Source organism: Nocardia cyriacigeorgica (genome assembly GCF_005863245.1).
Taxonomy (GTDB): domain Bacteria; phylum Actinomycetota; class Actinomycetes; order Mycobacteriales; family Mycobacteriaceae; genus Nocardia; species Nocardia cyriacigeorgica_C.
On the sequence record NZ_VBUT01000001.1, the window covers coordinates 252201 to 272207 of the forward strand.

The following is a 20007-nucleotide window of genomic DNA, read 5'->3' on the forward strand; positions in this document are numbered from 1 at the left end:
CGACGGCGGTCATGAGATGGGTGGCATCCAGGAAGTCTGGATGAGTTCGTTGCCCGCCCGACTCACCAAGGTGCCGCGACCTGGCGGCATTGCACTCGGGCGAACATTACCGAGCAGATTACCCTCTTCCCGGCTTCCACTCATGATCAGACCTGGTGTAGCCAGGTCTCGCAACCGTGCGATCACCGCCTCGTACATGGCTCGTGAGGCGCCGCCCGAGCGACGCGCGATGATGAGGTGGAACCCCACGTCCTTCGCATGAGGCAGATACTCGACAATCCCCGCAATTGGGTTGCCGCTACCCGTGACAACCAGGTCGTAGTCGTCGACAATCAGATATATATCGGGGCCCGCCCACCAAGACCGTTCGCGAAGCTGCTGGGGCGTGATATCCGGTCCCGGCATCCGCGAAGCCAGCAGTTTGGCTATGTCTTTGACGTTGGTGGTGAGTCCTTGGGCGCCCGTCGCATACGCAGCAAGGTGGTCGCCTTCCACGGCGCCAAGCAAAGTGCGGCGGTAGTCGACCAAGATGATGGCAGCTTCCTGCGGCCGGTTCGACTCCATGATGCCTTGGCATATGCCTCGCAGCAGCGTGGTCTTGCCGCATTCGGTGTCACCAAAGATAAGGAAGTGTGGCTGCTCGTTGAAGTTGAGGAAGACAGGAGCGAGCTCCGACTCGTTGATACCGATGGGGATACTGGCATTCTTCCGGCCAGGAACGACCGTGCCCCAGCCCTCGAGGGCTGCTAGGAGATCATGGCGATCCAATTGATCCGGCAGCATCCGAACCTTCGGCGCATGACGGCCAGGCGTAACAGCCGCGATCTGCAGCACTGCATTCGCCACGCCATTGCTGAGATCCTGCGGATCTGAGCTGCCATCGACCCGTGGTAACGCCGTCAGCATGTGCAGGTTCTCTGGAGTCATACCACGGCCTGGCCGGCCCTGCGGCACCAGCGCCGCGACTTTGCGACCGAAGTCAGAGTCGGCCGGGTCTCCGAGGCGGAGTTCAAGGCGGGTACCGATCTGATCCTTCAGCGCCGGACGCGCTTCCATCCAGCGCGACAGCGCGATCACTACGTGGACACCATAGGACAGGCCCTGAACGGCGAGGTTCATGATCGGTTGTTCGAGGGCTTCATAGTCCTGGCGGATCGAGCCGAAGCCGTCGATGACCAAGAAGGCGTCGCCGAACGGGTCCTCATGGGCGCCGGCCGCGGCGGGGCTACTTGACGGGTCCATCGCACGCAGGCGGCGGAATTCGGCCATCGACTCGATGCCGAGCTGACGGAAACGCAGTTCGCGCTGACGGACGATCGTGGTCATCTCCGCGACGGTGCGGCGGACCTTGTCTTCGTCGAGACGGCCCGCCACCGAACCCACATGCGGCATGCCTTCGAGGCTGGCCAAGGTACCGCCACCGAAGTCGAGGCAGTAGAACTGCACCTGTTCGGCGGTGTGGGTCAGCGACATCGACATGATCAGGGTGCGGAGCATGGTCGACTTGCCGGACTGCGGGCCGCCGACGACGGCGACGTTGCCCCGGGAGCCGGACAGGTCGACGACCAGGGGGTCGCGGCGCTGGTCGTAGGGGCGGTCGACGATGCCGATGGGGGCGCGCAGGGTGGCCACTGCCGCGTATTCGCCGGTGAGGATCGAGCGCGGGACGAGCTGGTCGAGGGTGGGGGCCTCGTCGAGCGGCGGGAGCCAGATCTCGTGTGCGGGACGGCCGTGGCCGCGGATGCGCTGCACGAGCATGCCGATGTTGGACAGCTGTTCGCCGTCTTCGCCGGCCTGGGGTTCCGGATCATCGGTGGGTTCGGGTGGCAGCGGGATGCGGTCGGCGCTGCGGAAATCGACGTGGCCTGCTTCGAACGGCCTTGCGCGCACGTCGATTTCACCGGCCTGGGTCGCGATGGTCATGTCGCGCTGCGAACCACCGCCGACGTAGGGGCCGGAGACGTAGGAGGCCTGGAAGCGGACGATCTCACCGGAGTCGGACTTGAGGTAACCGCCACCGGGACTGTTGGGCAGGTTGTAGGCGTCGGGAACACCGAGCACCTGCCGGGATTCGTTGGCGGAGAAGGTTTTCAGGCCGATGCGGTAGGAGAGGTGGCTCTCCAGGCCCTTGAGCTTGCCTTCTTCCAGTCGCTGCGAGGCGAGCAGCAGGTGCACGTGCAGCGAGCGGCCGAGGCGGCCGATCATGACGAACAGTTCCGCGAAATCCGGGTGCTGGGTGAGCAGTTCGGAGAACTCGTCGAGCACCACGAACAGCGCGGGCAGCGGGTCGAGGTCGGCGCCGGCGGCGCGGGCCTTCTCGTACTCGGAGACGTTGGCGAAGTTACCGGCCTGGCGCAGCACCTCTTGGCGCCGGTTCATCTCACCGGCCAGGGCGTCACGCATACGGTCGACGAGGTCGGCTTCGTCTTCGAGGTTGGTGATGACGGCGGCGACGTGCGGGACGTCTTCGAAGCCGAGGAAGGTGGCACCACCCTTGAAGTCGACCAGGACCAGGTTCAGCTGGTCCGGCGAGTGGGTGGCCAGCAGGCTGAGCACCAGGGTGCGCAGGAACTCCGATTTACCGGAACCGGTCGCACCGATGCACAGGCCGTGCGGGCCCATACCGCTTTCGGCGGCTTCCTTGATGTCGAGCACCACGGGCAGGCCGTCGGCGCCGACGCCGAACGGGACCCGCAGCCGCTCCCGGCCGTAGCGGGGACGCCAGGCGTGCTCGGGGTTGAAGGTACCGATATCGCCGAGGTTCATCAGCTGGGCCCAGCTGGAGATGACCTCGGTGTCGTCGACCTCGACGTCGCTGCTGCGCTGGGTGGCGGCCCGGAACGGCGCCAGCCTGCGGGCCACCTGCTGGGCCTGCTCAGGGCTGATCCGGTCGATCATCGCGAAGCGTTCCTGGTTGCCGGTGGCACCGCGGCCGACGCATTCGCCGTTCTCGACGATCATCTTGATACCGCGCGAAACGGCAAGGCGCGGAGCGTATCCGCACAGGTCGATGATGGTGACGCCTTCGTAGCCGGATTCGCGGAGCTGATCCTCCTCCGACTCCAGCAGGCCGCCGTCGACGACGATGACGATGTGCACCAGGTTCGGGTTGGCCGGCTGGTTACGCGAATAGCGGACCCGATTGGCCAGCAGCGGCTGCAAGCCGGTGGCCGCCTCACGGATGGAGCTGTAGAACATGCGCTGGGTGCCGATGCCGTCCTGGGCGTCGGGATGCTGCGAATGCGGCAGCCACTTCGTCCAGTCCCATTCCGACGCGGTGTCCGGGCCACAGACGACGGCGATCAGTACCTGATCGGGACCGTGAAACATGGCCAGCTGCAACAACATCGCACGTGTCATATCGCGGGCCTGGCCGCGATCACCGTCGAGCGCGATGGTGGCGAAGCCCTTGACCGCGATCGCCGTCGGCAGATCCGGGACCGTGGAATGCGCGCGCACGAAGCGGCGCAGCGAGACCGCGGCGATCGGCTCCAGCTCTTCGACCGGGCCGGTTTCCGGGGCGATCAGCCGGGTGGCCAGGCGCTGGCCGCCGATGCCGATGCGGGCGTGGCAGAAGTCCTTGTCGCCGGCGCGGCGCTCCCACATCCGGCTGGTGCCGGCCAGCATCCAGATCAGACCGGGTTCCGGGTGGCTCCATTCGACGGCGGCGCGCTGCTGGGTGGCCGTCTCGTCGACGTCTTTACGCACCTGGTCGAGGTAGCGCAGATAGTCCTTGCGATCTTCGTTGGCTTCGGCGGCCTTCTGGCCCTTACCGCCACCCTGACCGGCGAACATGCCGACCATGGAGAACAGCATCATGACCGGGAACATCATGGTCATCGGGTTCGACATCATGCCGCCACCCTGAGTGAACATCAGGGCCATCATCCCGACCATGCCGATGACCATCACGACCGGCATCAGCTTCATGAGCAGATTGCCCGGTGTCACCCGAGGGATCTCGGGAGGCGGCTGCAGGGTGACCTCGCCACCCGGCGTCCGCGGCATCTCCCGGCGTGCGCGCCGCTGAAACCGGACTGTGCTCATAAGACGAGAATTCCCCCTCTTGGCCTGCGGTGTTCGGGCCTCAGTGTAGAGGCAACCGCCGACATGTCGTACAGTTCGACCAGCATTCTGCTGCCCGGACCCATGGGTTCGCAAGCTCCGCTCGGGCCGGCGGGGTGCGGAAAACACGAGGTAGCGACCGAGTTGGGGGAGCCTTGACGCACGCGCGACTTGACCACATCGAGGAGGAATCCTCACGCGGCATCGTCCGCGCACCGGACCTGACCAGGGTTACCATTCTGGCCAAACATACCCAGGTGGACATGGCCATCCCGGTGGATGTACCGGTCGCTCTGGTGATTCCGAGCGTGGTCGACATGGTCGCCCAGCACAGCCGCACCAACGATTTCGACAATGAGGGTGAACGCTTCGAGCCGGCCGAATGGGTACTGGCGCGCATCGGTCACCCGCCGTTCTCCAACTCGTTGAGCCTCGGTGAACACGGCGTCCGCGACGGCGAACTGCTGATGCTGGAGAGTGCGGCACACACCGCGCCCACACCGCTGTTCGACGACATCATGTACAACGTCGCGATCGCCGACGCCGACCATTTCAAGGGTTGGACGCCGAAAACCGCGCGCATCACCGGCTCGATCCTCGCCGCGTTCACCATGCTCGCCGGATGTGTCGGCCTGCTGGCCGCTCCCGACGCCATGGCCGGCTGGATCACCGGCTCCATCGCGCTCGGCGTGACAATCCTGCTCGTGGTAGCGGGCATGGTGCTGAGCCGGATGTACGGCGACACCGCCACCGCGCTCGTACTCGGCGGCTGTGCGCTGCCGACGGCGTTCACCTCGGGCATGCTCATCGTCCCCGACCACTACGGCTGGGCGAACTTCCTGCTCGGTTCGGTGCTGCTCGGAGCGACAGCGATCCTGGCCTGGCGCGTCACCGGTGTCGGGCTCGGCCTGTTCATCGGTGCGAGCGCGCTGGCGGTCTACGCCGTGCCCGCCTCGCTCGTCGGTTTGCTGACCGACCAGCCGGTGCGCGCGATCGGGGCCGTCGCCGCTGCCCTTGGTCTCGCCGGATTGTCGCTGGCGCCGCGGGTTTCGATGCTGCTGTCGAAGCTCCCGCTGCCGCCGGTGCCCTCGCCCGGCACCCCGATCGACCCGACCGAGGACGATCCGGACGACCACCGGGCGCTGCCGACGATGGAAGCGCTGCGCGCCAAGTCCGAACGCGCCCGCATGTACCTGAGCGGTCTGGTCTCGGCCACCACCCTGGTCACCGCGATCGGCGCACTGGCCGCCACCGACCCCACCGGCGAGGGCTACTACTGGCAGGGCATCGCGCTGGCGCTGGTCTGCGCCGTGGTGCTGATGTTCCGCAGCCGCACCTACGCCGGCGCCGAGCAGGCCGTCGTGCTGATCGCGGGCGGTGCGGCGATCGTGCTGATCATGCTGATCGGCATGAGCTTCGTCGCCGAACTGCCACTGGCGGTGTTCGGCGCCGCGATGGTCATGCTGATCGCCGCGCTGATCCTGGGCATCATCATCCCGAACCAGTCGGCAACCCCGCCGATGCGCCGCGCGGTCGAACTGCTCGAATACGCGTTCGTCGCGGCCGTGCTGCCTCTGGTGTTCTGGGTGGCCTCGCTCTACTCCCTCGTTCGCGGGCTGTGAACGGGCGCCTTCGCGTCACGGCCGCCGCCCTGACGCTGGGTTTCAGCGCGTCGTTCGGGTTGAGTTTGGGCCAGGGTGTCGCGTATGCGGATCGGCCGCCGCCGATCGATATGGGGAAGTTGCCGCCCGGTGACCCCGCGGTGCCGCCGGAACCGACCGAGCAGAAGTCGAATACGCCGTGTGCGAGTACCCAGCGCGGTGGGGACGGGCCGACCATCCCGGAACCGCAACGGGCGCTTGATCTGCCACACGCGTGGAAATTCTCTCGCGGGGCAGGTCAGACCATTGCGGTCATCGACACCGGTGTCACGCCGCATCCACGGCTGCCTGGGCTGATGCCCGGCGGTGACTATGTCGCCGCCGGCGGTGATGGTCTGCAGGACTGCGATGCCCATGGCACGGTCGTGGCCGGTCTGATCGCCGCCAGTCAAGTGGACGGTCAAGGCTTTTCCGGTGTCGCGCCCGATGCGCGGATCCTGTCGATCCGGCAGACCAGTGGCAAGTTCCAGAAGAAGGGGCGTTCCACCGAGCAGCGTCCGGAGGATCCGCCGGACGGCTACGGCAATATCGACGCACTCGCCTCGGCCGTGCGCCGGGCCGCCGATCGCGGCGTATCGGTGATCAATATTTCGCTGGTTCTCTGTGTACCCGGATCGCACAATCCCGCAGACTCGGCGCTCGGGGCGGCCCTGCGCTATGCGACGGTGGAGAAGAACGTGGTGGTCGTGGCCGCAGCCGGAAACAAGGACCAGACGTCCAAGTGCGGGGCGGGGAATCCGGACGTCGACCCGCTCGATCCGACAGCCGATCTCTGGGAAAACCTGACCACCAACGTCACCCCTGCCCGCTACGACGATTACGTGCTCACAGTCGGCTCGATCGGACCGGACGGTCAACCCTCGGACTTCACTGTGCCCGGCCCGTGGGTCGATATCGCAGCGCCCGGTGAGGGAATCGTCTCCCTGGACCCCCTGAGCGACGGAACCATCGTCGCGAAGGGCGACCCGGACAAGATCACCACCCTGCAGGGCACCAGCTTTGCCGCCCCGTATGTTTCGGGTGTAGTCGCACTGGTTCGGTCCCGTTTCCCGCATCTGAGCGCCCAGGAGGTCATCAAGCGACTGCAGGCCACCGCCCATGCGCCCGCCGAGGGCTGGAACCCCTTTATCGGATACGGCGCGGTGGATCCCGTCGCAGCGCTCACCAACGAGGTGCCCGACACCCCATTGCAGGCCAAGCAGCCGAGCCCGGCCAAGAGCATCCAGCTCCCGGTCCCCACTCCCCCGCCACCGCCGGACAATCTGGCACGCAATGTGGCGCTGATCGGCACCGGAATCATCGGCGGCACACTGGTTCTGGGTTACTTGGCCTCGTTCCCGATCCGTCGCCGGTTCGGGGTGCGGGAGGACTGAGCACCGGCGCGCCCGGCCGACACCTCTTGATCAGACGAATACGGCCCGCCGTGATGGCGGGCCGTATTCGTTTGTTTCTGGAAGCTACCTGCAGCGAACACTCCACCAATAGTGAACCCTCAATGGGGCGCTTAACGCCGAACTGCAGGCACGACAGCGCCCGTTCGACGCCATCCATCAGTGAAATGCGCAGGCGGCCGCCGGAAGTCCGACGGCCGCCTCATCTCACTTCCCAGCCGCGACCGGCTGCTGCGCAGGTGACGGATCCGGCGCGACGCCGTCGTGCGCCACCATCGCCTCTTCGCGGCCGAGGCTCGGGCCGTTGGCGAGGAGGCCGACGATCGGCCAGGGGGCCGGTTCGGCGTTGTCGGGGAGGCCGAGGGCCTTGACGGCTTCGGCGTTCTTGATGCCGTAGCGGACGCCGGTGTCGGCGACGTAGAACAGGGAGTCCTTGCGGCGGCTGTCGGGTTCGATGCCGGTGGTTTGGACGTAGGCGCCCGAACCCGGTGGGATGTAGGCGGAGTCGGCGTTGGGGCCGGAGCCGTCGGCTTGGGCCAGCGGGACCAGTTTGGCCTTCTCCGACATCGGCAGGGTGACGCCGGTAATCACCGAGAGTTCTGCCCGGTTGCCGGAATCCTCGGTGGCGGTGGTGATCGGCTTCCAGGACAGGCAGGTCACCGGCTGGTCCTTGGCTTCCACGATCGACGGTGCGGTGACCGGGTAGTCGTCCACGCGCAGGGCGTTGGAGACGTCGGCCCTGGTGCGCACGGTCTGGTTGATGGTGGTGTCGCCGGTGGGCTGTGGGTTGGAGTTGCGGATGATGTCGGCCGTCAGCGGTGAGATCCGCTGCAGGCCGTCGCGCAGCACCACGTAGTTCTCGGCTTCGTCTGCGGTGGAGACCTGGACGACGGTGCCGATGCGGAAATCGCCGATCGGCTTGTCCGGGATGCCACCCGGGTCGACGATCTGCGGCGGCTTGATCTCCAGCACTTCGGGAATCGCGTTCAGCAGGCCTTCGCTGATCGGGCGCGGGGTCATGCCGGTGATGTTCAGTGCGTCGGTGACGGCGCGGTCGGTCATGTCGACGCGGGCGCGTTTACGGTCGTACACCAGGTAGGTGGCGTCGTCGCCCTGCACGAGCAGCGCCTTGTCGCCGCCCATGACCGAGGCCTTCTCCCCCAGTTCGGGATCGCCTGCCAGCACGGAGGTGGTGAGGTCGCGGCCGCCATCCATTTTCATGGAGTCGCACACCGACCAGGCGCGGCCCTTGCCGTCCTTGTCGAAATTCAGCACGCCGGGCGCACCGGGGATGCCGATCAGCGGCCCGCGTGCCTTCTTACCGAGCTCGGATTCCTTGACGATGACGGCCTTGGGCGCATCACCCGCGGCGAGCCGCGCAGAGGCCAGGTTGAGCGCGGGATGGACGACGTCGTTGAGGACGACGTACACCGCACCCGATTCCTTGCCGATCAGGATCTTGTTGTCGCCGATTTTGTCCTGCGGGCGTAGCAGGGCCAGCACACCGCAACCGGCCAGCACCACGATGCCGAGAATGAGCCCGGCGGCGTAGGCGCGCGACTGGGAGCGCATGGGATCGTGCAGCATTCGCACGTCCCGGCGCACCAGGGCGTGCTCCATCCGGCGCACCAGGAAGCGGTAACCGCTCACCTGCCAGCGCGTAGTGGGTTTTGAAGGCATGATTCCTCCCCCGAACAGTGCTCGCGTCCGCGGAACACAGTACAGTTCCCGGGGACTCTTGTTCAGCTCGGCCACACCGGAGGCGGCCGATACGGGTACTTGGGGGACGACGATGGCCGAACCTGCCGGCGCGGGACCGCGCCCGCTGCTGGGTCGCATCTCGCTGCGCAACCTGATGATCGCGCAATTCGTTGGGCTCGTCGCGGGTGCGATCGCACTGCTGGCCGGGCTCGGCGTCTGGCCCGCGGTCGGTATCGGTGTGGTGGCCGGGTTGATTCCGCTGATCCCGGTCGGGCGGCGGGTGCTGCTGGATTGGATCGGCACCGGCGTCGGCTATCTCATCCAGCGCGACTACGAGATCGGCGACACCGTCGACTTCCGCGGCCCCGATGGGCGTTCGCTCGGCCTGTACTGGGACGGCAGCCGCGTGGTGACGGTCGTCGAGGTGCTCGCTCCCAAGGGCGGGCTGACTCGCATCGCCCGCACCACCGTGCACGCCTCACATCTGCTGCCGCTGCCGGAGCTGGCGCAATGCCTGACCCAGCACGACATCCTGCTCAGCGGCATCGACATCATCAGCCACGGCCACCGCAGCCGCGCCGGCACGCCCGCGGGCAAGATCTACGAATCGCTGCTCGGCCCGCTGCCCGCCACCGCCCACCGCACGGTGTGGCTGGCCATCAGCTTCGACGCGGTGGCCTGCCCCGGCGCGGCCGAACGGCGCGGCGGCGGTAACGAGGGCGCCTCGCGTGCGGTCACCATCGCGACGCAGCGGATCATGCGCGCGCTCGAGGACGCCGACTGCAATGCCCGTATCCTCACCGCCCCGGAAATCCGTAAGGCGGTCTTGCAGATCACCGCCGGCTACGATCCGCGCACCCTGACCCAGCGTTGGCGGTATGCCGAGCTGGGCAACAGCGTGAATATCGGTGGCGCGGTCGACCCGAAGAAGCTCGGCTCGGATCTGCTGGCCCAGTTGTGGGTGGCGCCCTCGCGTGGCACCACGGTGGCGGTGCGGTTGCGTCCCGGTAGCAGTGCCGAGTCGGTGAATATCGGTGCGGCCTGGCGGTTGACGGCGCGTGAGCTGCCCGAACGCACCAAGCACGAGGGCATGGTGTCGATGAATGGCAGGCACCGTGACGGGCTGCTCGCACATCTGCCGATCGGCATCCCCGATGTGGACGACACCGTCCCGATGTCGGAGTACCCGATCGACGTGATCGGCGCGCTGCACCTGCCGTCCTCGGGTTGCGGTCAGCTGATCGGCTCCGACGACGAGGGCAACGGTGTCGCGGTCCGCATCATCGGTGCCGGCATCTCGACGGTGTACGTGGCCGGTGAGCTCTACCTGGCGCAGCAGCTGGTGTTCCGCGCCCTCGCCGTCGGTGAGCGGATCCTGATCCGCACCGATCGCGCGCACGCCTGGGAGAACCTGGTCACCACGATCGGCAACCCGGAGCGGCTGACCATCGCGGTGGAAACCCACCAGTCCGACGCCGGATTCACCGCGACCGTCGTCGACGGTGTGCTCGCTCCCGCCCCGCATGCCGGTGTCACCACCATCTATGTGACCGGTGATCCGATGGGCTGGCCGGCGACCAAGCCGGATCTGTCGATCCAGCAGCCGGGTGCGATCGGCAACCACGTGGTGTTGCGTACCGGCACCGCGCAGGTGGATCTGACGCTGGTGTCCATTCCGCGCGAGGCCACCTACATCGGTCAGCCGCGCGGACGCCGCGCCATGGCGCACCAGTAGCACACCGCTCGGTTCGCGCCGATCACCCCGGATACGGATCCGATACCCGGGCGGCCCGCACAGTCCTACCCCACCAGGCTAATTGGCCGAGCATGCGCTGTGCCGAGTCGATGGCCGCGCCGTCCTGCGTGTGCCCCTGCGCGTCGAACCGTTTCTTGGCCTGATGGAAGCTGACGGTCTCGCGCACCGACACCATGTGGATCTCGGCCACCACTTGACGCAGCTGCTCGACCGCGCGCAGCCCGCCCGACAGACCGCCGTAGGCGACGAATCCGATCGGCTTGGCCCGCCACTCGTGTTTGGCGCTGTCGAGGGCTGTTTTCAATGAGGCCGGGTAGCCGTGGTTGTACTCGGAGGTGACGGCGACGAATGCGTCGGCGGCGGCCAGCCGGGCCCGGAACCGTTGCACCTCGGGTGTTTCGGTGAGGTCGACCGGTAGCGGGGTGTCGATGAGATCGATGACGCCGACCTCGAATTCCGGCCGCTCGCGCGCGGTGCGCAGGAACCAGTCGGCGACCACCGGCGCGAACCGTTCCGGTCGCACACTGGCGACGATGACCTCGAGGCGCAACGGGGTGGTGGTGTCCACGGCGCGAGCCTATACCGGCGCGGTCAGGGCAGTTCGAACGGCAGCGAGACGCCGGCGTGCACCTGACAGCGGTCGCAGGTGCCGGTGCCGTCGACGGCGGCGATCGCGCGCCGGATGAGCGCCTTGAACGGGGTGATGTTCTTTTCGAACTCGGCGAAGACGTCGGTGGCGTGCACACCGTCGCCCTCCTCCAGGCCCGCATCGAGATCGGTCACCAGAGCGACTGCGGCGTAACACATTTCCAGTTCCCGGGCGAGCACGGCTTCGGGATGGCCGGTCATGTTCACCAGTTCCCAGCCCTGGGCGGCGAACCAGCGGCTCTCGGCGCGGGTGGAGAAGCGCGGCCCCTGCACCACGACCATGGTGCCCGAGTCCCGCATCGGCAGGGCGTCGCCTGCCGCGCCGATGGCGGCGGTGCGCAGTTCGTCGCAGTACGGGTCGGCGAAGGAGACGTGCACGCCGCCGGCGTCGAAGAAGGTCTGCGGACGCCCGGAGGTGCGGTCGACCAACTGGTCCGGTACCGCGACCGTGCCCGGCCCCCCGTCGGGGCGCAGACTACCGACCGCGCAGGGCGCGAAGATCCGCCGCACGCCCAGCGACCGCAACGCCCACATATTCGCCTGATAGGGCAGGGTGTGCGGGGAGAACTCGTGCCGCTTCCCGTGGCGCGGCAGGAACGCGACCGGCCTGCCCTCGACTTCTCCGACCGCGACCGGTGCGCTCGGCGCGCCGTAGGGTGTGTCGACCTCGACGGCCACCGCCTCGTGATCGAAGAAGTCGTAGAAGCCGCTGCCGCCGATGACGGCGATCGCGGGCCGGGCATGCGAGCTCATGGCGACGATTGTGCCGCCCGTATCGCGCGCCGGCGCCGAGAGGTGGGCGATTCGGCGCTCACCTGACAATTCCCAGCGCCCGGTGTACCCTAGGGGGGTATTGAGAACCGGACCGCCGACCCGGCGGGCAACGAGGAGGCAGTCGGTGACACCCAGCCCGTCGCAGAACAACGACCACACCGCGCACGACCATTCCGCCCACGGCTACATCACCGCCAAGGACGACTACCTCAAGCGGCTGCGCCGCATCGAGGGCCAGGCGCGCGGACTGCAACGCATGGTCGAAGAAGAAAAATACTGCATCGACATCCTCACACAGGTCTCGGCGATGACCAAGGCCCTGCAGGCGGTGGCCATGGGCCTGCTCGAGGACCACATCAGCCACTGCGTCGTCGACGCGGCGGTGGCGGGCGGCCCGGAGGCCGACGCCAAGATCAAAGAGGCCACCGACGCCATCGCGCGGATGGTGCGTTCTTGACCGTTCAGCCGTGCCAGCGCCGGTAGACCTGCGCGGCGCCGGGATGCAGCGGGACGGTTCCGGTGCCGATGAGGAACCGCCCGTCCAGGAACTGGGTGCCCGCGGCCTCGGCGGGCACCAGCTCATCGGCATGCCAGACCAGCAGCTCGACGATGGCCGCAGCCGCCTCGTCCGGCAGGTTCGCGGCCGCGAGCAGCAGGTTGGCGACGCCGATGGTGTGCACCGCCGGGCTGCCCGGGTAGGCGTCGGCGGGAATGGCGACGAGGTCGTAGACGGGGCCGTACCGTTCCCGCATGGGTTCGGCCAATGCGCCCAGGTCCAGCAATCGCATGGGGTCCGGCACGGTGAGGGCGGCGGTCGGCACCCCACCGGCCCACAGCAGTGCGTCGATGGTGCCGTCGGTGAGTGCCTGGGCGGCCTCGCGCAACGGACGGTGCTCCACGACGACGTCAACCGCGGGATCGAGGCCGGCGCTCGCGAGCAGCCGCGGACCGGTCAGTGCGGCACCGGACCCCTCGGCTCCCAGATTGACCGTCCGCCCCCGGAGATCGGCGACCTCGCGAATCGGGCCGTCGGCGCGCACTGCCAGCTGGAGGTAGTTCTCGTACACCCGGCCCAGCGCGAGCACCCGCCCACCGTTGTCGCCTGCCGAATCCGCCAGCGCCAGCGCGGTGTTCACCTGGCCGTCGGCGAGCATGCGCAGATTCTGTTGTGAGCCGGCGGTTTCCACCGGTTCGATCCGGATCGCATCGGATTCGGTCGCGGCCGCGGCGGCCAGCAAGCGCGCGAACGCGAAGTAGAATCCGCCGTCCTCGCCGGATGCCAGACGGATCGCGATGCGGTCGCTGGTGCCGCAGGCCGCGAGGCTCACGGATGCGAGTGCAGCCAATGCCAGGGCACGGCGCCGGGAGATCAGCGGTCGGTTCATCGGGACACCGCCGGAAGCCGGATGACGACGGCGAGACCGTGCGGCAGGACGGGTTCCACCGTCAATGTGCCGCCCCTGGCCTTGGCCAGCGCATGAGCAATCGACAGTCCGAGACCCGTGCCACCCGCCGCTGCCCCCGAGCCGCGGAAGAACCGCGCGGTGAGTTTGTCGAGTTCGCCGGATGCCACACCGGCGCCGTCGTCTGCGATTCGGATGATCACCCAGTCCGGCTCTGCGTTCACCTCGACGACGGTGCGCGCACCGGAACCCGCGTACCGGCACGAATTGCTCAGTGCCACATCGAGTATCTGCGCCAACGCCGCTGCGCTGATCCTTGCGCCAACCGGGGCATCGCGTCCGCCGGTGTCCCATGCGGTCCGGCTCTCACCGAACGTCATCCCGGCCGCGGAGAACGCCGCCGTCCAGGAGTCGATGCGATCGGCCACCACTTCGACAACGTCGCAGCGCTCCTCGGCCGAGGCGTCCGTACCGAAGGCGGCCGGGGCCTCGGCCACGGCCAACTCGAGCAGCGCGTCCAGCAGAGCGGTCAGGCGGTCGACTTCGGCGCTCGCGCCGCGGAAAGTCGCCGATGCATGCTCGGGTATCGCCGCCTCGAGCGAGTCGAGCCGAATGGTCAATGCCGCCAAGGGGTTACGCATGGCGTGGGCGGTGTCGGCGACCAGTTGACGTTGCGCGTCCGCGGAATCGGCGACCGCGGCGGCCATGGCATCGACCGATTCCGCCAGCGCGCGAACCTCCGGCGGGCCGCCGTATCGCCTGGTGATCGGTGCCGCGCCCGGCTCGGCAGGAGGCTCTTGCGGCTCGTGCAGCACCTCCGGCCGTGGCCGCGGCAAGGTCGCGGTGAGTTCGGCGACCGCGTCCGACATCGCCGCCAACGGCCGCAGCACCCAGCGGCTCACCACCAGGGCCAGCAGCACGAACACCACCATCGCACCCACCGCGCCCACCACGATCACCGCCCACAGCCGCGCGATCGCCGCGCGGGCCTCGGCGGTGGACGCCTCGATCACCACGGCACCGTTCACCTGTACCCCAGACCCGACCGGGCGCGCGATGAGCATGACCGGGTCGCTCCACGGCGTGAGCCGATCCACCTGCTGCGGACGCTGATTGCGGCGCGCGGCCGCCACCGCCGCCATGATCCGCGGATCCCGCACATCGACACCGGCATTGACGATCGGGGCCCCGCGCGCGTCCACCACCAGCACGTTCTCCCCGTACAGCTCGTGGTAGCGGCCGACCTCATCGGCCAGCGCCTGCACACCGCCCGCCGAGCCCGCCGCGTCGGCCAGGGTGGCGAAACGGTCCGCGTCACCGGAGCGGCCGAGCACCAGCTGCTGGGTGCGGCTGGTCGCGGCGGTCAGGGACAGCGGCACCGCGAAGGCCAGCACCGCGATGGCCGCGAAGACGGTGAGGACGATCAGCAGCCGGCGGCGCATACCGGCCTCACTCGCCCCACCGGTACCCGTACCCGCGAATCGTGGTGATGAGTCCCGGCCGGTTCAGCTTCGCCCGCAACCCGGTCATGTGCACATCCAGCGAACGCGAGACCGCGACGAACGCGTCACCCCAGATGCGGTCCATCAACTGCTGCCTACTCACCGCCGAACCCGGCCGTTCCACCAGCACTTCGACCAGCTCGAATTCCTTCTGGGTGAGCGCGATCGGGATGCCGGCCACCTCCACCACCCGCGCGCGCAGATCCACCCGGACGTCACCGGTCACCACCTCGGTGCGCGCCTGCTGCGCCACCGCGGCCGCCCGGCGCATCACCGTTTCCAGCCGCGCCATCAACTCCGCGATCCGGGGCGGTTTGACCACGTAATCGTCGGCGCCACCACGCAACCCGCGCACGATGGAACGCTCATCGCTGCGCGCGGTGAGGATCAGCACCGGCACCGCGCTCACCTCACGCAGCTGGCGCAGCACCTGCAGGCCGTCGGCATCGGGCAGGCCCAGATCGAGCAGGACGGCGTCGTAGTCGCGGTGGGCGGTGAGCAGATCGGCGCCGCGGCGCATGCGATCGGCCCGGTAGCCGCGCGCCGTGAGCGCTTCTACCAGGGCATCGCCTACGCCGTCGTCGTCCTCGACCACCGCAAGCCGCACGCGCCGATCCTCCCATAGCGGCAGGACCGGCGCGGGCACCGGACGGTCAGGCACGAACGGCGGCCGTCTCCCGTTCCGGCTCGGCCGGGCCGGCATCGACGGCGGCTTCGGCGTCGATGGTGGATTCGGCCGAGGTCTCGCGCATGAAGTAGTAGGTGAGCAGCGAGACCGCGATGCATCCGGCGACGTAGAAGAAGTACAGCGACTCCAGGCCCGCCTTCTTCAGTGCGAGCGCGATCATCTCGGCGGTACCGCCGAAGATCGCGACCGTCAGCGCGTACGGCAGGCCGACACCGAGTGCGCGGATCTTGGTCGGGAACAGCTCGGCCTTCACGATCGCGTTGATGGAGGTGTAGCCGGTGATGATGACCAGCGCGGTCATCATCAGGCCGAACGCGGCGAACGCATTGGTGGTGTTGGCGAGCACCATCATGATCGGCACGGTCAGCAGGGTGCCGGTGACGCCGAAGAAGATCAGCAGCTTGCGGCGTCCGATCCGGTCGGACAGCCCTCCGGCCAGCGGTTGCAGCACCACGAAGACCAGCAGTGCGGCGAAGTTGATCCAGGCGACGGTGTCCTTGGAGATGCCCGAGGTGTTGATCATGAACTTCTGCATGTAGGTCGTGTAGGTGTAGAACGCCACGGTTCCGCCCAAGGTCAGCCCCACCACCAGCAGGCATTCGCGCGGATACTGCAGCAGCACCCGCAGCGAACCGCGCGAGCTGCTCGCGGCCGCTTCGCCGGACTCCGGCTTGCCGGCCACGGCCTCGAACGACGCCGATTCGTCCATGCCGCGCCGCAGCAGCATCACCACGATGGCGCCGCATGCTCCGATCAGGAACGGGATCCGCCAGCCCCAGCTGTGCATCTGCTCCGACGACAGGATCTGCTGCAACACGATCTGCACGCCGAGCGCGGTGAGCTGACCGGCCACCAGCGTCACGTACTGGAAGCTCGAGTAGAAGCCGCGACGGCCCGCCGAGGCCACCTCCGACAGGTAGGTCGCGCTGGTGGCGTACTCGCCGCCGACCGAAAGGCCTTGCAGCAGCCGCGCCAGCAGCAACATCACCGGGGCCGCGATGCCGATGGTCTGGTAGCCGGGGGTCAGCGCGATCATCAGCGAACCGGCGGCCATCACCGTCACCGAGAGGGTCAACGCGGAGCGGCGGCCGAAGCGGTCGGCGTAGCGTCCCAGCGCCCAGCCGCCAATGGGGCGCATGATGAACCCGACCGCGAACACCGCGGCGGTCGAGAGCAGCTGTGCGGTGGGATCGCCGTCGGGGAAGAACGCCTTCGCGAAGTAGACGCTGAACGCGGCATAGACGTACCAGTCGTACCACTCGACGAGGTTGCCGATCGATCCGCGCAGCACGTTCGCCACTACTCGCCGTTCACCGCCGGCCTGTGTCGTTGTCACCTGGACCCTCCTCTTTCGGCGCGGCTCTGCGCCGTCGGAGTCCACTGTGTCGGCAGTCACAAGCCGGAGGGAAGTCGCGCGGGCGGTTCCTAACTTTCCCTTAGGACGATCGCGCCGGATCTAGCACTCTCAGACCGAGAGTGCTAACTTTGGTGGTGCACAGCTTCCGGCGCCCGTCGCCGTGGCGGTCGCCGTCGGGAACGAAAACGGAGGTGATTGCTGTGCTGAGGTTCGATCCGTTCCATGACATCGATGCTGTAGCCCGCCAGCTGCTCGGTGAAGCGACCGGCACCAGCCGCGCTCCGCGTTTCATGCCGATGGATCTGTTCAAGGCAGGCGACCACTATGTGCTCAACGCCGACCTGCCCGGTGTCGATCCCGGTTCGGTCGATGTGAGCGTGGACAACGGAACGCTCACCCTGCGCGCCCAGCGCACCGCCCCGAGTGAAGAAGGCGTCCAGTGGATCGCCTCCGAACGCTTCTCGGGTACCTACATGCGGCAGCTTTCCCTCGGCGACAACGTCGATACCGACAACATCAGCGCCACCTACAATAACGGGGTCCTCTCGGTCACCCTGCCGATCGCCGAACGCGCCAAGCCGCGCCGGATCGAGATCACCGGCGGCGGCTCGGGGCAGCGGACGATCGAGGCCGGATCGAGCTGACCTTGCACCGGATTACCTGAGGCGACCGGCGATTCAGGCCGGTGTGATCAGCGCCGGCGCCAGCGCCCGCAGGTCTGCCAGGTAATCGGGGCCGAGCGGCTGGACCGCGAGATGGTCGGCGCCCGCGTCCAGGTGGGCGCGCAGCCGCTCGGCCACCACGGCCGCGGAGCCGTGCACCGCCAGCGCATCGATGAGTTCATCGCTGCCGGGTGCGGTGACGTCGGCTTCGGTGAATCCGAACTTGCGCAGGTTACGCACGTAATTGCCCAGTCCGAGATACATCTGCACGACCGGACGGGCAGTGGCGCGAGCGCGCTCGGCATCCTCGTCGAGCACGAACTTGTGCTCGACGGCGAGACCGGCGGACCCGAGCGTCTCCCGCGCGAAGGCGGTATGCGCAGGCGGGACCAGATACGGCAGTGCGCCGGCGGTGCGTTCGGCAGCCAGCTTCAGCACTCGCGGTCCGAGCGCGGCCAGTGCCCGGCGGCTACGCGGCACACCGGCCTTGTCCAGCTCGTCGAGGTATTCGACCAGTGCGTCGAAGGGCTTGCGGTAGGGGTCGTTGAATTCCGGGTGGCCGACACCGATGCCGAGCAGGAAACGGTTCGGGAAACGCTGCTCGAGCCGGTGGAATGATTCGGCGACCTCCGCGGCGGGCGCGGTCCAAACATTGACGATGCTGGTGGCGACGGTCAGCGTTTCGGTGGCGGCCAGCAGCTCCTCGACCCCGGGCAGGTCCGCCGGTGGCGAACCGCCGAGCCAGAGGGTGCTGAAGCCAAGCCCCTCCAGCTCCGTCGCTTCCTCGGGCGTGACTCCCTTGTAGCCGCGCCATACACCGAATTTTCCGAGCCCGTCGATACTCATAGTCGATGCGAACTGCGGTGCGGGCGAGATTATTTCCACGGGCACATCGGCCGTGCCTCAGCTACCGCAGCAACCACCCTCACCTGGGACCGTGCGCATCTCCCTGGTCTGGGCGTTGCGTGCGGCGAGTTCGGCGTCGGCCGGGTAATCGACGGCGATGAGGCTCAGGCCGTGCGCCGGCGCCACCGTCACCGCGCTGGAGCGGGTGCGCTCGGTCAGCAACTCGGCGGTCCATTCGGGGGCCCGGCGGCCCTCCCCCACCGCGAGCACCGCACCGACGAGACTGCGCACCATCGACCAGCAGAACGCGTCGGCGCTGACGTAGGCCGTCAGCAGATCCCCTTCCCTGGTCCAGTCGAAGCGTTGCAGTTCACGCACCGTCGTCGCGCCTTCGCGGCGGCGGCAGAAGGCGGCGAAATCATGCAGGCCCAGCAGGTTTCGCGAGGCGGCCCGCATCGCGTGCACATCGAGGCCGGGCTTGCACGGCACCACACCGCGCGCTTGCAGCGGTTCGGCGCCGTACGGGGCCATCGTCAACCGGTAGGCGTAATGGCGGCGGATGGCCGAGAAGCGGGCATCGAAATCCGCCGGCGCGACCCGAATGTCTTTGATGCGCACGTCCTTCGGCAGGAACCGCGCCATGCGGTGCACAAGCTTGCCGGGATCGATCGCGGCGGTGGTATCGACATGCGCGACCTGACCTTCGGCGTGCACACCCGCGTCGGTGCGGCCGGCCACCGTCAACTGGACGGTCTCACGCAGCACCTTGCCCAGCGATTCCTCCAGCACGCCCTGCACGGTGCGCAGCCCGGGCTGACGGGCCCAGCCGATGAAATCGGTGCCGTCATAACTGATGTCGAGCCGGTACCGGGTGGTCTCCGGCGCCTCGGTCTCGTTCGCGTCCTGCCCGCTCACCACGGCCTCCTCGGAAAGGGAACGAGCCCGCCCACCCGGAACGGGTAGACGGGCTCGTTCGGCGAATTCAACGCGTCACGCGCATCCCGGAGAACCGGGACCACGACTCACGCCTTGTCGTCGGCCTTCTCGTCCGCGGTGGCCTCGGCCTCAGGAGCCTCGGTCTCGGCAGCCTCGGTCTTCTCCTCGGCGGCTTCCTCGGCAGCCTCGGCGGCGGGCGCCTCGGCCTTCTTGGACGCGGCCACGCGACGGGCGCGATCGGCTTCCCTGGTCACGGTCTCGCCGCGAACCAGTTCGATGATCGCCATCGGAGCGTTGTCACCCTTGCGGGGCAGCGCCTTGATGATGCGGGTGTAGCCACCCTCGCGACCCTCGAACGAGGGGCCGATCTCGGCGAAGAGCGAGTGCACGACGTCCTTGTTGCGGATCACCTTGAGCACCTCGCGGCGGTCGGCAAGAGTGCCGCCCTTCGCCTTGGTGACAAGCTTCTCGGCATACGGGCGCAGCGCCTTGGCCTTGGCCTCGGTGGTCGTGATCCGACCGTGCTCGAAGAGCGCCGTGGCCAGATTGGCGAAGATCGCCTTCTGGTGCGACGCCGACCCGCCGAAGCGGGCACCCTTCTTGGGCTTGGGCATTGT

Annotated in this window: 16 protein-coding genes; 5 read left to right on the forward strand and 11 right to left on the reverse strand. The window is 68.0% G+C overall.

All coding sequences use genetic code 11. The features are described from left to right. Window positions 1-9: 9 nt before the first annotated feature. The gene (gene eccCa / locus FEK34_RS01225; RefSeq protein ID WP_138446028.1) at window positions 10-4047 is read right to left on the reverse strand and encodes a type VII secretion protein EccCa; all 4038 of its coding nucleotides are present in this window, start codon (window positions 4045-4047) and stop codon (window positions 10-12) included. 173 nt (window positions 4048-4220) lie between these two features. Here eccCa and eccD point away from each other — a divergent pair, with 173 nt between their 5' ends. Further along, window positions 4221-5687, forward strand: coding sequence for a type VII secretion integral membrane protein EccD (gene eccD / locus FEK34_RS01230; protein ID WP_138446029.1), 1467 nt, complete (start codon window positions 4221-4223; stop codon window positions 5685-5687). Beyond that, window positions 5684-7099, forward strand: a complete 1416-nt coding sequence (gene mycP, locus FEK34_RS01235) for a type VII secretion-associated serine protease mycosin (RefSeq protein WP_249358735.1) — start codon at window positions 5684-5686, stop codon at window positions 7097-7099. Before eccD ends, mycP begins: the two co-directional genes overlap by 4 nt. Before the next feature lie 225 nt (window positions 7100-7324). Here mycP and eccB read toward each other — a convergent pair whose 3' ends face one another. Continuing rightward, window positions 7325-8797 carry a type VII secretion protein EccB gene (eccB, locus tag FEK34_RS01240; protein ID WP_138446030.1) on the reverse strand — a complete coding sequence of 491 codons (1473 nt, stop codon included), beginning with the start codon at window positions 8795-8797 and terminating at the stop codon, window positions 7325-7327. 112 nt (window positions 8798-8909) lie between these two features. On the opposite strand from eccB, the gene eccE reads away from it, so the two are divergent. After that, complete coding sequence (eccE, locus tag FEK34_RS01245; protein ID WP_138446031.1) at window positions 8910-10553, forward strand: type VII secretion protein EccE; 1644 nt, start codon at window positions 8910-8912, stop codon at window positions 10551-10553. 22 nt (window positions 10554-10575) lie between these two features. Here eccE and FEK34_RS01250 read toward each other — a convergent pair whose 3' ends face one another. Both FEK34_RS01250 and FEK34_RS01255 read right to left on the reverse strand, forming a co-directional pair. Then, a complete protein-coding gene (locus tag FEK34_RS01250) occupies window positions 10576-11142 on the reverse strand; it encodes an NADPH-dependent FMN reductase (protein WP_138446032.1) in 567 nt (188 codons plus the stop codon). A gap of 23 nt (window positions 11143-11165) precedes the next feature. Further along, a complete protein-coding gene (locus tag FEK34_RS01255; protein WP_138446033.1) occupies window positions 11166-11975 on the reverse strand; it encodes an S-methyl-5'-thioadenosine phosphorylase in 810 nt (269 codons plus the stop codon). Between the two features lie 145 nt (window positions 11976-12120). Between FEK34_RS01255 and FEK34_RS01260 the strand changes: the two genes are divergently transcribed. Then, window positions 12121-12453 (forward strand): metal-sensitive transcriptional regulator, encoded by a 333-nt coding sequence (locus FEK34_RS01260; protein WP_138446034.1) that lies wholly within the window; start codon window positions 12121-12123, stop codon window positions 12451-12453. A gap of 4 nt (window positions 12454-12457) precedes the next feature. Here the strand turns inward: FEK34_RS01260 and FEK34_RS01265 are convergent, their stop codons facing one another. From FEK34_RS01265 to FEK34_RS01280, 4 genes are read right to left on the reverse strand one after another with little or no spacing between them, the layout of a single operon-like run. Further along, entirely contained in the window at window positions 12458-13381 is a 924-nt protein-coding gene (locus FEK34_RS01265) for a TAXI family TRAP transporter solute-binding subunit (RefSeq protein ID WP_138446035.1), read from the reverse strand. Next, window positions 13378-14841: a sensor histidine kinase gene (locus tag FEK34_RS01270; protein WP_138446036.1), complete on the reverse strand. Its 1464-nt coding sequence runs from the start codon at window positions 14839-14841 to the stop codon at window positions 13378-13380. Before FEK34_RS01270 ends, FEK34_RS01265 begins: the two co-directional genes overlap by 4 nt. A 7-nt stretch (window positions 14842-14848) precedes the next feature. Beyond that, complete coding sequence (locus FEK34_RS01275; protein WP_138446037.1) at window positions 14849-15508, reverse strand: response regulator transcription factor; 660 nt, start codon at window positions 15506-15508, stop codon at window positions 14849-14851. Between the two features lie 46 nt (window positions 15509-15554). Continuing rightward, on the reverse strand, window positions 15555-16925 hold the full coding sequence (locus FEK34_RS01280) for an MFS transporter (protein WP_138446038.1): 1371 nt from the start codon (window positions 16923-16925) through the stop codon (window positions 15555-15557). A 221-nt stretch (window positions 16926-17146) separates the two neighbouring features. Between FEK34_RS01280 and FEK34_RS01285 the strand changes: the two genes are divergently transcribed. Further along, window positions 17147-17590: an Hsp20/alpha crystallin family protein gene (locus FEK34_RS01285; protein ID WP_104361879.1), complete on the forward strand. Its 444-nt coding sequence runs from the start codon at window positions 17147-17149 to the stop codon at window positions 17588-17590. Window positions 17591-17623: 33 nt separating this feature from the next. Here the strand turns inward: FEK34_RS01285 and FEK34_RS01290 are convergent, their stop codons facing one another. From FEK34_RS01290 to rplQ, 3 genes are all read right to left on the reverse strand, one after another. Beyond that, on the reverse strand, window positions 17624-18454 hold the full coding sequence (locus FEK34_RS01290; protein ID WP_138446039.1) for an LLM class F420-dependent oxidoreductase: 831 nt from the start codon (window positions 18452-18454) through the stop codon (window positions 17624-17626). Between the two features lie 57 nt (window positions 18455-18511). Next, on the reverse strand, window positions 18512-19369 hold the full coding sequence (truA, locus tag FEK34_RS01295; protein ID WP_138446040.1) for a tRNA pseudouridine(38-40) synthase TruA: 858 nt from the start codon (window positions 19367-19369) through the stop codon (window positions 18512-18514). A gap of 107 nt (window positions 19370-19476) precedes the next feature. Beyond that, window positions 19477-20004, reverse strand: coding sequence for a 50S ribosomal protein L17 (gene rplQ, locus FEK34_RS01300; protein ID WP_138446041.1), 528 nt, complete (start codon window positions 20002-20004; stop codon window positions 19477-19479). Window positions 20005-20007: the final 3 nt, after the last annotated feature.

Bases quoted from the DNA above. Each gene is read 5' to 3' on its own strand.
- FEK34_RS01290 (WP_138446039.1), bottom strand. From the start codon at position 18,454: ATGAGTATCGACGGGCTCGGAAAATTCGGTGTATGGCGCGGCTACAAG.
- FEK34_RS01270 (WP_138446036.1), bottom strand. From the start codon at position 14,841: ATGCGCCGCCGGCTGCTGATCGTCCTCACCGTCTTCGCGGCCATCGCG.
- rplQ (WP_138446041.1), bottom strand. From the start codon at position 20,004: ATGCCCAAGCCCAAGAAGGGTGCCCGCTTCGGCGGGTCGGCGTCGCAC.
- FEK34_RS01255 (WP_138446033.1), bottom strand. From the start codon at position 11,975: ATGAGCTCGCATGCCCGGCCCGCGATCGCCGTCATCGGCGGCAGCGGC.
- eccB (WP_138446030.1), bottom strand. From the start codon at position 8,797: ATGCCTTCAAAACCCACTACGCGCTGGCAGGTGAGCGGTTACCGCTTC.
- FEK34_RS01265 (WP_138446035.1), bottom strand. From the start codon at position 13,381: ATGAACCGACCGCTGATCTCCCGGCGCCGTGCCCTGGCATTGGCTGCA.
- eccE (WP_138446031.1), top strand. From the start codon at position 8,910: ATGGCCGAACCTGCCGGCGCGGGACCGCGCCCGCTGCTGGGTCGCATC.
- eccCa (WP_138446028.1), bottom strand. From the start codon at position 4,047: ATGAGCACAGTCCGGTTTCAGCGGCGCGCACGCCGGGAGATGCCGCGG.